This window comes from uncultured Aquimarina sp. (genome assembly GCF_947495315.1).
Classification (GTDB): Bacteria; Bacteroidota; Bacteroidia; order Flavobacteriales; family Flavobacteriaceae; genus Aquimarina.
On the sequence record NZ_CANLYD010000001.1, the window covers coordinates 413,627 to 435,350 of the forward strand.

General features: G+C 32.3%; 13 protein-coding genes. 8 read left to right on the plus strand and 5 right to left on the minus strand.

The annotated features are described in order from the left end of the window. Positions 1-405: 405 nt before the first annotated feature. Positions 406-1,587: a nuclear transport factor 2 family protein gene (locus tag Q0910_RS01860; RefSeq protein ID WP_299211821.1), complete on the minus strand. Its 1,182-nt coding sequence runs from the start codon at positions 1,585-1,587 to the stop codon at positions 406-408. A gap of 485 nt (positions 1,588-2,072) precedes the next feature. Between Q0910_RS01860 and Q0910_RS01865 the strand changes: the two genes are divergently transcribed. The 6 genes from Q0910_RS01865 to Q0910_RS01890 all read left to right on the plus strand — a co-directional run bounded on the left by Q0910_RS01865 (position 2,073) and on the right by Q0910_RS01890 (position 11,295). Further along, positions 2,073-2,822, plus strand: coding sequence for a hypothetical protein (locus Q0910_RS01865; protein WP_299211824.1), 750 nt, complete (start codon positions 2,073-2,075; stop codon positions 2,820-2,822). A gap of 4 nt (positions 2,823-2,826) precedes the next feature. Continuing rightward, positions 2,827-5,595: a carboxypeptidase-like regulatory domain-containing protein gene (locus Q0910_RS01870; protein ID WP_299211829.1), complete on the plus strand. Its 2,769-nt coding sequence runs from the start codon at positions 2,827-2,829 to the stop codon at positions 5,593-5,595. Between the two features lie 4 nt (positions 5,596-5,599). Continuing rightward, a complete protein-coding gene (locus tag Q0910_RS01875; RefSeq protein ID WP_299211833.1) occupies positions 5,600-6,832 on the plus strand; it encodes a DUF4249 domain-containing protein in 1,233 nt (410 codons plus the stop codon). A gap of 81 nt (positions 6,833-6,913) precedes the next feature. Beyond that, complete coding sequence (locus Q0910_RS01880; protein WP_299211836.1) at positions 6,914-8,149, plus strand: DUF4249 domain-containing protein; 1,236 nt, start codon at positions 6,914-6,916, stop codon at positions 8,147-8,149. Between the two features lie 75 nt (positions 8,150-8,224). Next, entirely contained in the window at positions 8,225-9,460 is a 1,236-nt protein-coding gene (locus Q0910_RS01885) for a DUF4249 domain-containing protein (protein WP_299211839.1), read from the plus strand. Between the two features lie 53 nt (positions 9,461-9,513). Continuing rightward, entirely contained in the window at positions 9,514-11,295 is a 1,782-nt protein-coding gene (locus Q0910_RS01890) for a hypothetical protein (protein WP_299211841.1), read from the plus strand. Between the two features lie 13 nt (positions 11,296-11,308). On the opposite strand, the gene Q0910_RS01895 is transcribed toward Q0910_RS01890, so the two are convergent. Both Q0910_RS01895 and Q0910_RS01900 read right to left on the minus strand, forming a co-directional pair. Then, on the minus strand, positions 11,309-12,487 hold the full coding sequence (locus Q0910_RS01895; RefSeq protein ID WP_366142624.1) for an MFS transporter: 1,179 nt from the start codon (positions 12,485-12,487) through the stop codon (positions 11,309-11,311). Continuing rightward, on the minus strand, positions 12,483-14,687 hold the full coding sequence (locus Q0910_RS01900; RefSeq protein ID WP_299211844.1) for a bifunctional alpha,alpha-trehalose-phosphate synthase (UDP-forming)/trehalose-phosphatase: 2,205 nt from the start codon (positions 14,685-14,687) through the stop codon (positions 12,483-12,485). Before Q0910_RS01900 ends, Q0910_RS01895 begins: the two co-directional genes overlap by 5 nt. A gap of 92 nt (positions 14,688-14,779) precedes the next feature. Here Q0910_RS01900 and Q0910_RS01905 point away from each other — a divergent pair, with 92 nt between their 5' ends. Beyond that, positions 14,780-16,582: a glycoside hydrolase family 15 protein gene (locus Q0910_RS01905; RefSeq protein WP_299211847.1), complete on the plus strand. Its 1,803-nt coding sequence runs from the start codon at positions 14,780-14,782 to the stop codon at positions 16,580-16,582. A 227-nt stretch (positions 16,583-16,809) separates the two neighbouring features. Here Q0910_RS01905 and Q0910_RS01910 read toward each other — a convergent pair whose 3' ends face one another. Both Q0910_RS01910 and Q0910_RS01915 read right to left on the minus strand, forming a co-directional pair. Beyond that, on the minus strand, positions 16,810-17,604 hold the full coding sequence (locus Q0910_RS01910; protein WP_299211850.1) for a sugar-binding protein: 795 nt from the start codon (positions 17,602-17,604) through the stop codon (positions 16,810-16,812). A 226-nt stretch (positions 17,605-17,830) separates the two neighbouring features. Then, positions 17,831-20,110, minus strand: a complete 2,280-nt coding sequence (locus Q0910_RS01915; RefSeq protein WP_299211853.1) for a starch-binding protein — start codon at positions 20,108-20,110, stop codon at positions 17,831-17,833. A gap of 1,003 nt (positions 20,111-21,113) precedes the next feature. On the opposite strand from Q0910_RS01915, the gene Q0910_RS01920 reads away from it, so the two are divergent. Further along, a complete protein-coding gene (locus Q0910_RS01920; RefSeq protein ID WP_299211856.1) occupies positions 21,114-21,413 on the plus strand; it encodes a hypothetical protein in 300 nt (99 codons plus the stop codon). The last annotated feature ends 311 nt before the right edge of the window (positions 21,414-21,724 follow it).

A 21,724-nucleotide genomic window follows, 5' to 3' on the forward strand; every position in this document is an offset into this window, starting at 1 on the left:
TTTATTATTTACAAATAGCGCGTAACATTTCTTTTGTGTTAAGTTTGCATCTCGAAGGGCGCATATAGGCTATAGGACAAATTGTTATGTATTCGTTTTAATTTTCAAATTGTAATCGAGCCTTCTTTCCAAAATCTTTCTCCAAATCTACTTGTTTATTTTTTAATTGATAAGATTCGAATTTGTAGTCATGTAAATCTAATTCGTCTAACCTTTTTCCAAAAAACCTTTTGGTTTATTCAAAACAAGTTTCATATGATATGCTAGCTTGCAATTCATTCTCGATTTCTTCTAAATCTTTCGGATCAACCAGTGCCTCTTTTTTTATTATTTCTTCCTCGGGTAGAGGGAGCCCGTATTCAGAATAGACTTACCCAATTGCTTTTATATAGTTGATTAACCTATCTATTGTAAGAAGGTTACTTTAGAGATTTTTCCGTTTTCTACTTCATAAATAGCCACAGCTTTGATCTCTCTTCCATTTATGAGTACTAACTCTTCATCAATTACCTTGTTACCATAAACAATTCTGCTTTTGATTTCGCAATGTAAATCCGGTGTGCTATCAAAAAAAGGGGTATATATACTTTTCATTTTTTCTTTACCTTCATATGTCAATTCATTCGGGTAATTATATACTTTTACTCGATCCGAATAGGTGGCTAAGAAGCTCTCAATATTTCTGGTATTATAGGCATTTAATTGTTTTTGTACTACATGTTCAGGAGAAACATCAGAAACCAATGCGAGCATGGTACCTATCTTATTAGTTGTAATTCTGCTAATACCGCCAATCTCTTTGTTAAGAAAGGTATGAAAGATATTCCAATCGGTATCCATCTTAGGATTAAATTTATAGATGATATTATCTTTTGGCATTAGAATAGTTCCATTAACTAGCCAGCACATATCTTCTGCCTCAGGAATGGTGTTGATTATCTTTTTTGTTTCACCAGTAATGGGATTTAGCGATTTTATTTCCCATTTTTCGTTTTCTTTGCTGATATAACTAATAAGCTGTGAATTAGGAATTTTATGCAATGATCTTCCTACTTTCTTTTGGAACGTTTTGTTGGTATTGTCCGTAAGATTAGAAACAACCAATGATAATCCACCTTCTTCCAGTACAGAAGAAATCACTATATCTTTACTAAACCAAGTGTGATATCCAATCACAAGATTTTCAATTAATGGTTTTGGTTTTCCTGTTTTGTAATCATATTGATACAGTAATTGCTTTCCAGTAGTATCTAATCTAATAGCCGATATTGCTTTTTGATTTGGAACTTTAATAGGTGAATATTCACTGCCTTGCAATGTTTCAGAAATCCAATTGATTTTGTTGTCTCTTATATTATATTTTGCAATATCAGTCTGTCCATTTCTGGTAGCAGCAAATAATACGATATTATCATTGTAAAATGAAGGTTGATTATCATAACCATCATTATTAGAAATGTTTCTTTGATTTTTTAATTCTAAAACATTCTCATTGATAGAGATATCAAATAAATAAATTTCAGTGTCTGATTGGGCTGATAGTATAAAAACGTTTAACAGAGTGATCAGTATGAGACGATTTTGCATACTTTTTGTTTTCTAAAATACACTGAAATATTAAGGATTTTCTTAAGTATTTGTTAAGAGTTGTAAGAACTATGTTGATAAACTTTGGGAACAAATACTAACTTGTAGGTTTCTGGTGGATATCGATATTTTTAATAAGATCACTTTGGCTATACTCAATAATCTTTAACACTTGCGGAGTTGAAATTCTTCTGCTTTTTCTGGAATTATAGGGTTCTATCTATTGGTCTAGTGTATAGGATCAAAAAAATGGATTCTTCTGTTAATTTTTTTTGTTTTAATCTTTTCTTAACACGTATTGAAATTTTAATATTTAATATTTACTTAAATTAGAAGTTTTTAAGAAACTATTGGGGATAGTTTTTAAATCTTTAAATTAATTTATCGACTGACTTAGATATCCTTAGGGGGTGATTTTTTTGACCTTAAGTTTTATTATATAAGAGTTATATATTCATTAATTTATATCACAGATCATTATAAATATGGGAAAAATTACTAAGAGCGCAATTGTTTTTTTATTCCTACCGTTTGTTTTTTTTAGTCAAGTTAAAGAAAAGGAAAACCTTTATTACAATTGGTTTGATCAGGTTATAGGACAAGAACATACTGGATTGTATAATGGAAAACAGTATGTGAACCTTGATGTTAATCGTATATATAAAGGAAAACATTCATTCTTCTTAACTGATGACGTTGTTACAGGATCCATTTCATATGATGGTCAGATCTATTATGATGTAGATATGAAGTACAATCTTGAAACGGATAATCTTTTAATAGCACTTAAATCTGGTGCGGTAGCTTCCATTTTACAGTTGATACGTGATAAAGTAGATCGATTTACTATTGAAGATTATTCGTTTATAAGAATTGACGGATTCGAAGAGAATAACACTTTAGTTAATGGTTTTCACGAAGTACTGCTGGAGAATACGGCATATTCTCTGTTAAAGAGATATCATAAAATAAGAAGGAAAAAGATCGGAAATGTAGGAGATAACAAGTTGTATTTTGAATTTGTAAGTAAGAATACATATGTTTTGTTTTCTGATGGTTATTACAGACGTATCAAATCTAAAGGAGATATCATTAAGATGTATCCTACGTTAAAAAAAGAAATCAATCAGTTTTATATTAAAAATAAAACGCTTAGAAACTCAAACCCGGATAGATTTATGCAACGATTGTTCGAAACGATTGTCAAACAGTCATCACCACTAAAAGCAGCGTAGTATTATGAGAAAATGTTTTGTTTTATTTTTTTCGTTGCTAGTTTTCAATGGCTGGACTCAACAAAATGATCCCTTATTAACCATTTCTTTTGAAAATTCTGATTTAATTTCTGTTTTAAATCAGATAGAAGAGAAGACCAATTATAATTTCTATTTTATTGATTCTTGGTTAACCGATTACAAGAGTATGTCTGGTAATTATGACAAAGTACCTATGACTAAAGTTTTAGAGGAACTTTTCGAAAATACCATTGTTAACTTTTATATAATGGATGATGACAAGGTGATTCTTGCTAAAAACAGTATCATATATGATAACTTACCTGATCGATTTTTTGGTGAATATGAGAAAGATTCCGTTGAAATAGAAAAAGAAACAACCAAAATAATCTCTCCTGTTTTTACATCAACCAAGAGTACATCTAAAAAGAGTACAATGGAAACAATTACTATCGGTAGAGCACTTAGAGGTAATTCAAGAGAGAAGTTTAAATTTTATGGTTATCTCACAAATATCCAAACCGGAAAGCCGTTACCTAATGCAATTATTGTAGTGAATGGTAATGATGTAGGAGCTGATACTGATGCTAAAGGATATTTTGAGACAGAATTAACTGTTGGATCAAATATCGTAGAGATTAGCGCTATAGGAATGGAGCGTTTTAAAAAGCGAGTGATCATATATAATGATGGTAGATATGATGTAGAACTCAATGAAAAAATAGAGTTTTTGGATGAAGTTATATTAAATGCAGAGGTTAATGATAATGTAAGTGAGGTAGTTACAAAAACTAAAATTGACGTAAAAGAGTCTAAAAATATTCCTTTGGCACTGGGAGAGCGGGATGTACTTAAGGTGGCAACTACCTTACCAGGGATTACTACTGCGGGAGAAGGAGCATCTGGTTATAACGTTAGAGGAGGAAAATCTGATCAGAACTTGATACTTCTGGATGATGCTGTTATATACAATCCTCAACACTTTTTTGGAATTTTTTCTGCCCTAAACCCTTTTGCTCTAGGAGATGTTAGCATATATAAAAATAATATTCCAGCACAATTTGGAGGTAGGTTATCATCTGTTTTTGACTTAACGACCAAAGATGCTAGTGTTACCGAGTTTAAAGGAGAGGCTTCTATCGGACCAGTTACAGGAAACGTACTTATAGAAACGCCAATTGTCAAAGATAAAGCAGGAATAATGATAGGAGGAAGAGGAGCATATGCCAATTGGGTTTTACGTTCTCTAGATGAAGAATCTCTTAAGGATAGCGAAGCCTCATTTTATGATGTTGTAGCAAAGTATAATCATCAGATTACAGAAAGATCAAAAGTAGAAGCAACGGCATATTTAAGTAGAGATGACTTTAGTATTACTTCGGATTCTTTATATGTATATAATAACAGGGCATTTTCTTTAAGATGGAACTATCGTTTTAATGAAAAAAACACAGGAAAATTAGCCTTATCTAATAGCCAGTATAAATTCAATATAGAGTTTGATGGCCAATCAAATGATGATTTTGATTTAGGATACCGTATAGATGAGACCGAGTTAAAACTTCATTTTAAATACTTGTATAGTAGTAAGCTTAAATTTGATTATGGTGTTTCTAGTAAATTATATGGTGTAAACCCGGGGAGTATTGATCCCGAAGGAGGTGAATCAATTGTGACACCATTTGAGATCGAAAAAGAACGAGCGCTAGAATCGGCGGCTTTTTTAGCAACAGAAATAGATCTTACTAAAAATCTAACCTTAGATGCAGGTATCAGATATTCTGTCTATAATTTTTTAGGAGAGGGAACACAAAATGTATATCAGGATGGAGTGCCAAGAAGCGAACAGACAATACAAGAAACCTTATCGTTTGATAACAATGAGGTAATAGAAACATATGGTGGTCCAGAGTTTAGAATATCAGGAAGGTATTTAATAGGAGAGGATTTTTCGGTAAAGGCGTCTTATAATAAGACTTTTCAATTTATTCATACATTATCTAATAACACTACGGTTTCGCCAATCGATACATGGAAACTTTCCGACCTTAATATAGAACCGCAGAGCTCGCAACAATATGCTTTAGGAGCATATAAAAATTTTGATGGTGGAGCATATGAACTGAGTTTAGAAGGATTTTACAAGGAATCTAAAAATATCGTTGATTTTAAAACCGGTGCAGAAATATTACTTAATGAGAATATAGAAACCCAAGTATTACAAGGAAATGGAAGATCATACGGAGTCGAATTCTTACTTAAGAAACAAAAAGGAAGACTTTATGGTTGGTTAGGGTATACATATTCTCGTTCTTTAATTCAATTAGATAGCGAGTTTAGAGAAGAACGAGTGAATGGCGGAGATTTTTTTCCTTCTAATTTTGATAAGCCACATGATTTTAGTCTAGTAGCGAATTACAAGTTTACTAAACGCTTTAGTTTAGCAACTAATTTTGTATATCAAACAGGTCGTCCCGTTACTTTTCCTGTTGGTAGTTTTACTTTTAATGGATCGGATTTCACCGTTTTTAGTGATCGAAATAAATTTAGAATTCCGGATTTTTATCGATTAGACATCGGGTTTAATATTGAAGGAAATCATAAGAAAAATAAAGTAGGACATAGTTTTTGGACCATATCAATTTATAATGTATTAGGCCGAAACAATCCGTTCTCTGTATTTTTTGTTACAGAAGACGGAGAGGTCAAAGCGTTGCAGAGTTCTATTTTTTCTGTGCCTGTACCTTCTATTACTTATAATTTTAAATTTTAAATACGTGAGACTTTTCGTAAGGCATAGTAAAAGTATGATCAGTTGTAGAATTTTAATTCTGCTATGGATATGCACCTTGATGTCTAGTTGTATAGATCCTTTTGAAATTGAAACTGAAAATTTTGAGGATATTCTGGTAATAAATGCTACTATTACTAATGAGGTAAAAAACCAAGAAATTCTGTTATCAAGAACATTTAAATTTGAAGATGATGGTCCTCTTTCAGAACAAGGAGCTGCAGTAAAAGTAATAGAAGACACTAGTGTAGAATATATTTTTGAGGAAGCCTCTCCAGGTACATATCGTTCTGTACAGGAATTTGCGGCGAGCTCAGGTAAAGAGTATGAATTATCAATCCAAACTTCGGATGGAAGATCTTACATTTCTGATAAAGTAACTTTACCACAAGAAACATCAATTAATAGAGTATATCCCCAAAGAATCACAAATGATAGTGGAGTAGAGGGGTTAGGGATATTTGTCGATACATTTGACCCAACAGGTAATTCTCAGTATTATCGCTATGAATTTGATGAGACATATAGATTAGTTAGTCCTAAATGGTATCCTTTTGATCTTGTTGTAACTAGAGAAGGAACGTTCTTTTTTGAGTTTGATTTGGTAGAAAGATCAGAAGGTCAAAGGATATGTTACGCGAATAATAAGTCTAATAATATTAAAGTAACAAATACTACCATTTTTGAAGAAGATCGTATAACAGGACTAGAGGTTAACTTTATACCTGCAGAAGACATACGTATAGAAAATAGGTACAGTATATTGGTTAGACAATATGTACAATCCAGAGAAGCTAATGGGTTTTATGAAATACTAAGTAGTTTTTCGCAATCAGAGAGCTTGTTTTCTCAAATACAACCTGGTTTTCTTGAAGGTAATATAGTTTCCGAAGATAATGCTGATGAAAAAGTATTAGGCTATTTTGATGTTTCTTCTGTTTCTGAGCAACGAATTTTTGTCGATCGTGATGATTTTTTAGCAGATTTACCATCGTTCGAAATAGAGTGTCAGATATTTAGGCCTGAGCAAGGATTTAGTACCTTACTTGAGTACCATATGCTTATTAGTGATTTTATAGATAGTAATACGGTTAGATATTATTCTGATATACCACTTCCTCCCGATGGATCAACGATTCCTTTTACTTTTGTGCGAAGAGCTTGTGGAGATTGTACAACATTGGGAGTTAGTGAAGTTCCAGGTTTTTGGATAGATTAATAGTTTGATATGCTATAATTGGAAGGAGAGGATTTTACGTGCGGTATCATAAAGGATAAATAATGTTTTAGAAGTTTTAAAATGGTAAGAGTACTTAAGTTTATAAAGTTGATTCGAGTATTGGTATTAATATCAGTATGCAGTACTCTGAATAGCTGTATCGATCCTTTTGAAATAGAAACAGAAAATTTTGAAAATATTCTGGTAATAAGTGCTACTATTACTAATGAGGTGAAAAACCAAGAAATTCTACTATCCAGAACATTTAGATTCGAAGATGATGGTCCTCTTTCTGAACAAGGTGCTACAGTAAAAGTAATAGAAGACGCTAGTATAGAATATATTTTTGAAGAAAACTCTCCTGGAACATATCGTTCTGTACAAGAATTTGCAGCGAGCTCAGGTAAAGAATATCAATTGTCAGTCCAAACATCGGACGGAAAATCTTATGTTTCCGATAAGGTAACTTTACCACAAGAAACGTCAATTGAAAGAATCTACGCCCAAAGAATCACTAATGATACTGGGGTAGAAGGGTTAGGGATATTTGTTGACACATTTGATCCAACAGGAAATTCACAATATTATCGCTACGAGTTTGAAGAAACGTATAGAATAATTACCCCGTTGTGGTACCCCTTTGATATTGAAGTAACAGCAGAAGGGGCAGAAAGTTTCGAATTTGGTTTAGTAAATAGATCAGAAAATCAAAAAGTATGTTATGCAAACAATGTATCTAACAATATAAAAATTATTAATACTACGATTTTTGAAGAAGATCGTATAACCGCACTAGAAGTTAACTTTATACCTGCACAAGATATACGAATAGATAATAGGTATAGTATATTAGTTAGGCAATATGTGCAATCTAGAGAAGCTAATGGGTTTTATGAAATACTAAGTAATTTTTCGGAATCAGAGAGTTTGTTTTCACAAATACAACCTGGATTTATTGCAGGTAATATTACTTCAGAGAGTAACCAAGATGATAAAGTATTAGGTTATTTTGATGTTTCTTCTGTTTCTGAGCAACGTATTTTTGTGGATCGCGATGATTTTCTTACTGATTTACCAAGATTTGCCTTAGAATGTGAGTTAGTAGAAATAAAAAAAGGTCTCGATGAAGTTATTACTTTTCATCAACGTATTGGTGCATTTATAGATAGTAATGAAGTTAGGTATTTACCCGATGCACCACCTACACCCGGTGAACCTATAGTATTTCCAGGTGTTTTACGTTATTTTATACCTAGAGCCTGTGGAGATTGCACTGCTTTAGGTGTTAGTACGGCTCCGGATTTTTGGGTAGATTAGGTTTGATGTATTATAATAGGAAGGAAATGATTTTACAGTACTATAAAAAATAAATAATGTTTTAGAAGTTTTAAAATGGTAAGAGTATTTAAGTTTATAAAGTGGGGCCGAATATTGGTATTGATATTCGTATGCAGTACTTTGAATAGCTGTATCGATCCTTTTGAAATAGAAACTGAAAATTTTGAAAATATTTTGGTAATAAACACTACTATTACTAACGAGTTGAAAAACCAAGAAATTCTACTATCCAGAACATTTAGATTCGAAGATGATGGTCCTATTTCTGAAGAGGGTGCTATAGTAAAAGTAATAGAGGATGCTAGTGTAGAATATACTTTTGAAGAAAGCTCTCCTGGAACATATCGTTCTGTGCAGCAATTTGCAGCTAGTTCAGGTAAAGAATATGAATTGTCAGTCCAAACATCGGACGGAAAATCTTACGTTTCAGATAAGGTAACTTTGACACAAGAGACGTCAATTGAAAGAGTCTACCCTCAAAGAATCGCTAATAATAGTGGAGTAGAAGGGTTAGGGATATTTGTAGACACATTTGATCCAACAGGAAATTCACAATATTATCGCTACGAGTTTGAAGAAACGTATAGAATAGTTACGCCGTTATGGTACCCTTTTGATATTGTAGTGACTGCAGAACTGGAAAATAGGTTTGAGTTTGGATTAATAGATAGACCTGTAAGTCAAAAAATATGTTATGCAAGCAATATATCTAACAATATTAAGATTACAAATACTACAGTTTTGGAAGAAGATCGTATAACAGCCCTAGAAGTCAACTTTATACCTTCAGACGATATACGAATAGATAATAGATATAGTATATTAGTTAGACAATATGTGCAATCTAGAGAAGCAAATGGGTTTTATGAAATATTAAGTAATTTTTCGGAGTCAGAAAGTTTGTTTTCACAAATACAGCCTGGATTTATTACAGGTAATATTATTTCAGAAAGTAACCAAGATGATAAGGTGTTAGGGTATTTTGATGTTTCTTCCGTTTCAGAGCAACGTATTTTTGTGAATCGAAGCGATTTTCTAACAGATTTACCAAGGTTTGCCTTAGAATGTGACTTAATAGAACCAAAACAAGATCGTGATCTACTTATAACCTTTCACGAACGTCTTAGTGCTTTTATAGATAGCAATATGTTCAGATATTTACCTGGTTCGCCACTGGCACCCGATGAACCTATAGAACCTGCAGGTTCTTTTCGTTTTTTTATACCTAGGGCTTGTGGAGATTGCACTGCGTTAGGTGTCAGTACAGCTCCAGATTTTTGGGTGGATTAAGTAACAAAAATACATTATTAGAAGAATTAAAAATTTTAATTAAAATTATACTAGTGAGAATATTATCAATTATATGTGTCCTGTTTTTTTTAACGTATAGTGTTCACGGACAACGACAGTCAGTGTTAAAAACCAATAAAGATGCTTATGGCTATAATCTTGTCCCTCAAGAGAAGGTTTTTATACATTATAATACATCATTATTGTTTTCGGGAGAATATTTTTACTACCGTGTATATTGTTTTGATGCAGAAAGTAATGTTTTGAGCACTATAAGTAAGATTGCTTATTTAGTGCTTTTGGACGAAGATCAAAAGGCTATTTTTAAGCACAAAATAGAACTAGAAAACGGCTTGGGACAAGGTGATTTTTTTGTTCCCGTATCCATCCCATCTGGAAACTATAAATTAGTGGGTTATACACAATGGATGTTAAATGAGACTTCTCGTTTTTTTCAAGCGGATGTCAGTATTGTAAATCCATATCAAGGAAATCAAAGTAAGATTCTTTTTGCTGATCTTCATAAAGATTCTTTAGGGAATACCAATACACAAGTTTTAAGAGGAAGTGAGCTTAAGGCGGTTGAAGAGAATACTAAAACTGGGTTAAAATTGTTTGCAGACAGTAAATCTTATGCAAAAAGAAGTTTGGTGAAACTTAGTATAGAAACTCCGGAATTGAATACAGTAGGAGGTAATTATTCTCTTTCGGTAAGAAAAATGGATGCTTTTGCTAAAGCATTACGAGTAAGAGCTAAAGATTTCTCTACCCTATATAATGATGGTGTTAAAAGTTCAACCAAATCGGTTGGAGCTTCTGTTTTTTTGCCGGAAATGAGAGGAGAACTGATCTATGGAAAAATTGTTGCTAAAGAAGCTTCTTTTTCAGTTTCAAAACAATCTGTAGGTTTATCTATTCCGGGTAAGACGAGTGATGTGAAAGTTGTTTTAACAGACGATACAGGTAATTTTGTATTTAATTTAAACAATAGAAATGATAATGATGAAGTATTGATTCAGGTTTTAGGAAAAGATAAAGAAAATTATACGATTCAAATTTTTGAAATACCAGAAGTAGAAACCCCAAATTTGGAATTTTATCAATTTAAAATTTCACCTTCTTTAAAAGATAAAATAGTAAAGAGAAGTATTCGTAATCAAATCGATAATGTTTTTTATAGTGTAAAACCTGATACATTACAAGCACTTACAAATGCTTTTCCTTTTCATGGAACAGAAATAGAAACTTATAACCTTGATGAATATACCAGGTTTGGAACTGTTAAAGAAACAATCGTTGAAGTTGTAGAAAGCGTATGGACTAAAAAAGATGAAAATGGAAATGAAGTTTTTGCAGTAAGAGGATACTACCCCACGGTGAAAAAACAAAGTTTTTTACCATTATTAGTTGTTGATGGTATTTTGGTTCAAGATCAGGAAAGTATCATAAACTATGATGCCAGGAAGATTAAAAGCATTAGCTTTATTAGAGATCGATATTATTTAGGTACTCAAATTTTTGAAGGCGTAGTGATTATAGAAACAATAGCAGGAGATTATTTAAATTCAATTAATAATAGTGCTACAATTACGCTATCGTCTTTACAGGCAAGTAAAAAATATTTTAGACAAAAATATAATGATGATGGGTCATACAAGAGAATCCCTGATTTTAGGAACCAATTGTTATGGCAACCAAATGTGGAAATGACAAAAGGGAAGAGTAGTATCGAATTTTACACATCAGATGTTACTGGAGATTTTGAAATATGTTTAGAAGGGTTTAAAGATAATGGATTTCCTATTTCAATTAAGACATACATAACTGTAGAGTAATAAATTATGTTCTCTATTTTCTGGAACTATATAACCCTATTATAGGACCAATTGCTAAAAACAAAAATAAATAAGTAGGATTTACTTTAGTGACTAAATATGAAAGTAATTGAATGCTTATAATAGTAATGGCAAAACCTATACAATTCACTATAGTAAGCCCTGTTCCTCTTAACTCTGCAGGAGCCGCAGCAGCAACCAAAGTAGAAAACTGAGGAGAATCTGATATAACGACCATACCCCAAATACAAAGCAATGTTAAAAATATCTCTGTTGGTAGTTGGAAAAGTAGAGGAGAGGAAAGGCAAAAGAGTCCCGATAAAATAAGCGAATATCGTGCTACTTTTCTACTTCCTGTTTTTAAAGAAATATACCCCCCCAAGATGCAAGAAAAAAAACCAATTGCTATAACGATAAATGACCAAAAAGATATTGGAAGTCCAATTCGATTTTGTTCTACATATGTTTTTAACAGCACAGGAATAAAGCCCCAGAAGGCATATAATTCCCACATATGTCCAAAATAACCTAAAGCTGCTTTTCTAAAACTGACGATACTAAAAAGCTCGGTGATAACCCCTAATTGTAGTTTTGTTACAGGTTTTCTGTAAGGACCATTAGGGACAAATAAGAAAATTAATAAACCACCAACAAATGAAAGTAGGCTGGTTGATTGGATAACTACTTTGTAGTCACTATTCCAGGAAATCTCTTTTAATAAATGGGGTAATGCGGTACCCAAAACCAAAGCACCTACTAAATATCCCAGTGCTTTTCCTAATCCGTCTTTATAATAGTCTGAAGCTATTTTCATGCCAACGGGATAAATTCCGGCAAGAAAAAAACCGGTGCCAAAACGTGCCGTTAATACATTTAGTACGGTGATATTTGGTATTAACAAGGCAATATTACAAAGTGCTCCCAGAACGGCAGATATCATAAATACTTTAGAGGGAGGAAATCTATCAACCAAAGTTAACAAAGCAAAGGTTAATGTGCCTACAATAAAACCAAACTGAACTGTGGATAAGAGATATCCAAGAATATTAAAACCTGCATTAAACTGAGTAGCAAAATCATCAATGACTGCATTCCCTGCAAACCATAAAGAAGTACAGAAAAATTGCGCGATTATAATTACTGGAAGTATATAGAATTTTGGTTTCAGAGATGTCCGTTTACTAGTGTTAATTAAATTCTTTTAATAATTCATGTACTTGATTTGTATCTTCTACGTAGTATTTAGCTATTGTTTTCTTTAATCCCACTTTTACAGTATATGAAGACGAAGGTAATTCTTTAAACATATATTCATCTGTCCAATCGTCTCCAATAGCAAAAATAAAATCATAATCCTTTTCGAGTAGCATTTTACAAGCTGATTTACCTTTATCAATTCCACTTACTTTTATTTCTAATACTTTATCACCTTCTAGAATTTCCAGATTATGATTTGCTATTAGATGTTGTATGGTAGTTTTTAATTCCATAGATCTTAATTTCCCTAAATCCGGATCTACATTTCTAAAATGCCAAGCCAATGAATAATTTTTTTCTTCTATAAGAGAGCCAGGTGTTCTATCCGTAAATGATTCTAATACCGGTGCAATTGATTCGAACCAATCATTGCTAACCCGTTCTAAAAGTTCCCAGTCTTTAGTACTTTCTTTTAACCAAGCTCCGTGTTCTGTTATTAAGGTATAATCTTTATGTCCAAACCACTTATTGAAAGTGAATTTATCTCTTCCTGTTATTAGTATAACTTTCGTCTTTTTATCTTGTTGTAACCTATCTAAAATATCAAATATTTCTGGAGTTGGCTTTGCATCTTCCGGAATTTTTTCGAAAGCGGCTAATGTTCCGTCATAATCTATGTAAAGAATTCTATTTTTAGAGTTCTTAAAATCCTGAAGCATCTCCTTCTTAATTGATGAAGTCAATTTCTTAAGTGAATATTTTTTAGCGCTTGTCTTTGTAGTTTCAAGAGACTCCATAAAATCATTTGCCCATTTTTCTACGTTGTATCTCTTTAGCCTTTTTTGTAGTGCTTTGTTTCTTTTTATTTGCTCTTCTTCCGGCATTTCTAAAGCAAATTTTAGAGTATCTGCTATTTCTTCAAAGTTATTAGGATTGATAATTAATGCTTCACTCATTTCTTTTGAAGCTCCGGTCATTTCACTTAAAATAAGGACTCCTTTTTGATCAACTCTAGAAGCAATATATTCTTTTGCTACCAGATTCATTCCATCGCGAATAGGAGTTAGTAAAGCCACTTCACTAGAGGTGTATAAATCAATTAGGTTTTCGAAAGGCATAGAACGGTAAAAATACCAAATAGGCGTCCAGCTTACTTCAGAAAATTTACCATTGATCCTACCTACTAATTGATCTATTTCATTTTTTAGGAGTTGATATTGTGGTACGTTTGATCTGGATGGCACCGCTAGCATTACCAATCTTGCTTTCCCTTTAAACTGAGGATACTTGTCCAGAAAATATTCAAAAGCTCTTAATCTATTCGCAATTCCTTTAGTATAGTCCAGTCGATCAATAGACAAGATTAGTTTTGCCCGATCTCCATTAGCAAGATGTTCGTCTATTTTTTGTTGTATTTCTGTCTGATCTTTTTTCTCTTTCCCGTCATGTATTTTAGCAGCATTATGAAATTTTTCATAATCAATTCCCATTGGGAAAGAATCTACTTTAACAATTCTATTGTCCAAATGAACATTGTTGAAGTTGATTTCTAGTCCCAGAATTCTTTGTGCCGAACTTAGGAAATGACGTTCGTAATCATATGTGTGGAAACCAATTAAATCAGCACCTAGTAGTCCCTTTAATAATTCTTCTCTACAAGGAATAGTTCTGAAAACTTCATATGATGGGAATGGTATATGTAAAAAGAAACCTATGGTAACATTGGGTTTCTTTTTACGAATCATCTCTGGTAATAACAATAATTGATAGTCATGTACCCAAATAGTATCATTCTCTCCTAGATTTTCGATGACAACATCTGCAAACTTTTGATTTACGGATTGATAGGTTTCCCAATTGTCTTTGTCAAACTCTGTGTATTCCATAAAATAATGGAATAATGGCCATAAGGTATTATTGCTAAAACCATAATAAAACCCATCTATCTCTGATTCTGTTAATGGTACTCCAACACATTGATGTTTTTTTAGAGCTTCTTTAACCAGATTTTCTTTTTTAGGATCTAATTGTTCCTCCGTAAGGCCGCTCCATCCGATCCAAATACTATCACTTCCGGAATGAACTGACTTCATTCCTGTTGCTAATCCTCCAACACTGGGTATTGCATTGATTGAATTATTATCAATTTCTAATTGTAAGGGTAGTCGATTTGAGATTATGATAGTTTTACTCATAAAGCGTGGCGAAAGTTGGTTGACTAATTTTGATTTATTAAATTTCGGTTTGGCGAATAAAGGTACGTTTATTTAAAAGAACTAAGAATTATATGAATAATTTAGACTACGGAATTATTGGGAATTGTAAAAGTGCAGCGTTGATTTCAAAAAGTGGATCAATTGATTGGTGTTGTTTGCCAAATTTTGATTCTTCTTCTGTTTTTGCAAAAATTCTTGATGATAAAAAAGGGGGGTCTTTTGAAATTTTGGTTTCCTCAGGATATACTGTTTCTCAAAAATATATTGCTAAAACAAATATTCTTGTGACCGAATTTAGAAACGGAAACGATGTTTTTGAGAGTATTGATTTTATGCCTCGGTACAAAGAAGCGGATGGCTCCTTTTATGCACCGCCAGATATTATTCGTTATATAAAACATATTTCTGGAACACCGGCTTTTAAAGTAAAATATAACCCTAAATTAGAATATGCAAAGGAAGAAACTTATTTTAAAACAACAGATAATTATATTAAAAGTATAACAGATAAAGATAAGTATGATACGCTATATCTGTACTCAGACCTCAATTCTGAAGCGATTCTTAATGGAAAAGAAATCCAATTAACAACTCATGCGTATTTTATAATTAGTTATCACGAAAAATTGTTAGCGCAATCTTTGGAACGTTGTTATTTAAAATTACAACGAACTAGAGTCTACTGGCTAAACTGGAGTGAGAATACTACTTCTTATAAAGTTTATAATGATCAAATTTTAAGAAGTGCTTTGGTACTTAAATTGTTAAGTTATGAAAAATCTGGAGCGGTATTAGCCGCTGCCACTACGTCATTGCCAGAAACTATAGGTGAGGTTCGTAATTGGGATTACAGATTTTGCTGGATTAGAGATGCATCCATGGTAATTAAAGTGATCTCTGACTTGGGTCATAAAAGATTAGCACAACGTTTTCTTCAGTTTATTATCGATATTATTCCGGATAAAGATGAAAAAATACAAATTATGTATGGAATCAATGGAGAAAAAGATCTTACCGAAAAGACACTTGATCATTTAAGCGGTTACAAAGACTCCAGTCCTGTAAGAATTGGAAATGCAGCTTTTCATCAAAAGCAGAATGATATTTATGGAATTTTGATGAATGTAATATATCAACAGTTTATGAAATTTGACTGTGATCTTGATAACAGTGAGAGTTTATGGACTATAAGCAAAAGTATTGTTCATATTGTTAATGTTAATTGGGAAAAACCAGATAAAGGTATTTGGGAGTTCAGAACTGAAGAAAGACATTTTACGTTTTCTAAATTATTGTGTTGGGTAGCTGTGGATAGAGCGATAAAAATTGGAAAACTAATCGGTAAGACTAGTAATAACCCAAGATGGATAGAACTTAGGGATAGCATATATAATGATATTTATAAAAATGCCTGGAACGAAGAAGTACAAGCATACACGCAGTCTTATGGATCTTCAGATCTTGATGCTTCTACTTTATTAATGGAATCTTATGGGTTTATTGAACCTTTGGATCCTAGGTTTATAAGTACTGTAAAAGCTACAGAAAAAGAGTTATGCAATGATGGATTGTTATATCGTTATAAAAACAAAGATGATTTTGGATTACCATCTTCTTCTTTTACTATTTGTAGTTTTTGGTTTATTAATAGCCTTTATAAAATAGGTGAGACAAAAAAGGCTAAAACTCTATTTGACCAGTTATTATCTTACAGTAATCATTTAGGATTGTTTAGTGAAGATATTGATTTTAAGTCTAAAAGATTGTTAGGGAATTTTCCACAAGCGTATTCTCATTTGGCACTAATAGAAACAGCAGTTAATTTTTCGGGAGGTGTTACCAAAGAAGAACAACTGATGGAAACAATTACCTAAGGGATAGCTCGGAAATTATTTCATGTATTTATAGTTAAAGTAATTAATAGAAGCGAAAGTGTTTTCTTAAAAATAATTGTTTTGATAAGTGCAAGTTTTAATTAGGTCTTAGTAACATAGTTGAGACTAAAATAGGACCTTTTTAACATACTACAACCACTTTAAATGATTATATGTTTTGAAATCTTTTAAAAGGTAATCTGCTTAAAGCAAAATATTTTCAATACTTATTCTACAAGTACAATAGTTCCAAAAATATCTGCATTGATCCAACCTTGATTTTTATCTTCTCCTGGAACAAAGACTGAGCCCATGAAATTTTCTCGTTCTTTACTACCATCGTTATCATTATAGGCAATAGCGAAACCTATTTTTTGATCTTTAGAAAGTACTACGGCATCATTTGTTTTTCCTTCTTCATATGTATCATCATACACAATTAATTCAAACTCCCAGACAGAGACATCACCATTGGTTATACGTTTTGTAGAGACATGATTATTATAGAGAATAGGTTGTTTTTTTGCATCCATATCGACCACATTACCGTCTAATGCTACATGATAGGCAAATGCATTATTATTATATTGATGTCCGCCTCCAGAATTGTCTGCATCGATAAATATTTCTACACAATCGTCATCCCACCATAATTTCAGAGGATCTTTATTTTGATCATATAGCTTATCATCCTTGATCTCTACTAAAATATATAATGCCTCCGGAGTCCAGGCTATTTTATACCTACCTAAAAAATCTTGAATAGTAGGAAATTCTCCTATCCAGTTTTGATCCATTGGATACCATTTGGTTTGATTCCAGATTGGATCGCTCATATCTCCATCTACATTCGGAGCTATTTCAGCTTTTTTTACTTCTCGGATTTGATGATCTTTTTTTTCTTGTTGTGTATCAGTTAGTTGTTCTTTTACATCAACAACTGCCTTTTCGGAATTCTTATTTCCTTCCTTTTTACAGCATATAGTTAAAGCTAAGACTAGTATTATGGCTATTTTTTTCACAATGATCATGTTTCGATATTAAGTTTACTTTTAAAAAAGAATGGTAAGATATTAAAAACATTTACTATTTATAGGTGGATATGGTGAAGTTAAGATTTTGTAAAGTTGAAAAATAACATAGTATTAATAAAAAGTCTCTAAAAGAAAAAGCGATCGTTTAGTATAACGATCGCTTTTGGCTAACATATCAATTTAAGATATATACACTATAATAGGGACAAAAAAATTATTTTTTTATAACTTTTAATCTCGTCAGTTTCGTGCCATTTAGTTTCACTGTGCAAAAGTACATACCTTGATCTCTCATATCAGAGCTATTGATTTCTATGGTTTGGTTTCCTGCTTGAGTGTTTTTACTATATACAGTTTTAGTCTGTCCTAATATATTGGAGATAGATACTTCTAAAAGTCCATTTTTTGATGTATTTACGCTAAGAGTACCTCTATCTCTAGTAGGATTTGGCCAAAAAGAAATACTACTTTCCGTTACCGGAAAATTTTCTTTATCTGCATTATCTGCTAATTCCATAGCTCTGTTAGAAGGGCAATCATTTGTACAATTGTTAGACCAAGTTCCGGTTCTTTTTCCGTTACTACTACCGGTAACTCTGAACCATCCATCAGTTCCTCTGGTAAGATCGACGGTTTGTTGCCCATTTCCATTATTGAAAACTACACCAACATTATTGGCAGTAACTCCGCTTGGTAGTGTAAAAGTTTTTCTGCACCAGGATGTACCGCTTAGATTATTCATGCTCGCTCCAGGCCAACCTGCAGTACCAGAAAGGGTTTGATTTGTGGATTTATTATACAAATACATATTGGTATTATTACTCCATCCACTTGGCTTTTGGAAGTTTAATGTAACATCATTGGACGTTCCCGATTCACTACAATCGCTTGGGCAATTATCACTCCAGGTATTTCCTCTGTACCAGCCGTTTGTACTTCTGGATAGGTCAGCGGTTTGATTATTACCATCGTTAAAGATTACTCTAAGATTATTTGCAGATACACCAGCTGGAGGTGTTATAGTGAAGGAGTACCAATCAGTTCCTGAAATATTAGTCATATTGTTTCCAGGCCATCCACTAGTACCAGGAAGTGTTGCGTTGGCTCCATCATCGTATACGTATGCATTGATATTGGATCCCCATCCAGATGGCTTGAAGAAATTAACCGTATATGGAGGTACTGTTTCTCCACCAGTGCTCCCACCTTGTGTCCATACCGCATAATCAGTACCAGAGGTTTGTAATGTCCATCCGCTACCGTTTGGAGACCAGTTACCTGATCCTAATTTCATAGCAAGTGTTCCTGACTTACCATCGATGTACGCTGCATACAGATCTCCACGCGCTTCAGCGATACTGATGGTTGATCCAGAATGTACTCTTACGCTTTTTCTTGCAGAAATAAGATCTTTAATAGCATTTTGTACTCCAGCTCCTCCATCAAAGAAATGCGTCCAGAATACCATTGGATTTCCTGGATGTGTTAGAATGTATGCATATCCTTTTCTAAGATTAGTTTCTCCACCAGGAAAAACATAATTAGATCCACAACATTGTTGTGCAAATCCGGTATCGTGATTATCTAAGAAAGTAACGGACTTAGATGGGTTAATACCAATCATTCCAGAAGGTCTTCCTTGACCATCTCTTAAATATGATAGGTTGTTATCTCTAATTGCATTTTGCAAACTTACTTTAGTGTTAAAATCAAATGCAGAAGAGGATTGTTGCGTTCTGTTTACGAAATTGTTGGTTTGTACTCTACTACTTTCTAATAGTTCTCCAACGGCAAAGTATGGATTCGTAGCGTCATTGTACTCTTTATTGTAGATAGGATCGTATCCGTGTACAAAATCATATCTCCATCCGTCAAAGCCAATATCATTTTTTAAGAATAACATCCAATTAATGATTTCTGCTCTAACTGCAGGGTTTTGGTGATCTAAATCTCTAGCTGCAGCAAATCCACCACTAGATCCATCTGATTTAAGATCAAAACCTGGAACAAAATCTCCATTAATACTAAACTCTACAGGACCATTCACAAAATTTCGACCTTCATCATCCGCAGTAATGTAAAATGTAGGCCAAGCAGGGTTCGTAAAAGTGACTGCATCATTTGTACCAACTCTGTGATTGATTACAATGTCGCTAAGCACTTTTAGCCCCAAACCGTGATATTGATTTATTAAGTTTATCAGCTGGTTTTGAGTACCATATGCGCTATTTAAATTATTTATTTCTCTAGGTAGATATCCTTGAGGAGCAGCAGAATTACTTGGTGGCGGCATCCATATAACATCAATTCCAGCATCGCTTATTGTGTTTCTGGCATTAGATACTACGTTATACCAAGTTTGTCCTGCAGGTTGATTTTGAACATTCCAGTCAAATGCCTGAAACATTACATCCTCATCTTGAGCTTGCAATCCTACAAAAGGCAAACAAAATAAAAGGCTTACAAGAATTCGTAATACGTTTTTTCTTTTCATTTTTAAGATTTTTTTCGTTCGGTTAAGAACGATAGTTTGTAATAAGTGAGTTTGTGTTTTCTCTCAAATTTTCGTTTCGAGAAAAAATAGAAATCTGAAGTAAATAACTTAATAGAGCTGTAAAAGATAAATAAGCAGTATTTTCTACCTAAGTAAGAATTGACACTGTCTTTTGTATTGTAGTATAAAGAAAGATACTGGTTTGAGTATTATTCGATAACAATAGAATTAATTATGACGACTATTAGTAAGTAATTTTTTTCAGAGGTTTAGTTTTAAAAAATTATTCGTTATTGTTCTGACTGATATTTTGGAGAATAATTTTATCTAATTAAAGTAGCTCAAACAATTTTGAAATTTTCGGTGGAGGAGGTGTTGATTTCATAATTCATAAGTTTTAGTTTGTAAAAGTGTTTCTTGTGTTATTTTTTTACTAAGTTATTACGAAATATTCAATTTTAGTGTTTAGAAAAGTTACTACAACGTTTTCGTGTTGATAAATTCTTAGCATTTTGCATAATATGTTAAAAAGCAAGCTTTAATTAACAGTTGTTTAGTGTATTAAGAGGTGTTTTGGATAAGGAAATAAGATATTGTTTGTGTAGTATAACAGTTTTATAGAGATTTCTGTTTTTAGGTATAACGAAACTTGTTTTGAGAATTATAGCAACTAATAAAAATTAAACAACTCTCTGGTTTTTATCCTTAAGATAGAATATATTATTAAGGAATAATACAATTGTCAGTCTGAGCCTGTCGAAATTTTAACTTGGTTAGAAACCATAATCACGTAGGTATCTGTTATAAAAAACAAATTACATATGTTAAAAAATTGTATATGGTTTAATCGAGTGTCAATATAATAAACGGTTAACATGTTTTAATTTTTTACTTTATTTTGTAGTGTTATACTGTATAGTTAACAATTAGATATTCCTTCTCTAGATAAGGAACAATTACATCAAGCTATTGATACAGTAAATTTTAGAAAAAAGAATCAACGGTGTTATTACAACTTTTAAAACGTTCTAAGGATCTTAAGAATTTTTCTGCTGCTTATGATGTTTCGCATAAACTTGGGTTGTACTATTTTTTAAAAGCTAAAAAAGATAATTCTCTATATTATCTTAATACTATAAAGATAGAGTTAGAAGAAATAAAGGATGATAATCCTAAACTGGTGCAAGTTAACAAAACAGTTAAAAACCTTATCCAATCCTCATCAGACATCGCACTAATAGCCGATAAAATCGAATCTCAACACCCTAGATTAATTGTATATCTTAGGAATAAGCACCTATAACTTTCTGATACAGAGATTAGATACTACTTACTTACCAAACTTAACCTATTGGTTAAAGAGACTGGGGTGGTACTCGGGGTGGCTCCAGAAATGGTAAAATCAAGCAGAAGTAGGCTCAAAAAGAAAATAAACATTCCTTCAGAAGTATCACTCAAGGAATATCTAGATAAAACTTATATTTAGTATTTATAAGGTATCAGTACTATTTTGATGTGTTTTTAGTATTGTATTATAAAAAAAAGTGGAGATTTAGAATAGCTCCACTTTTTAATTTTAGATATATTATTTCGTTTATATGTATAAAAATTAGT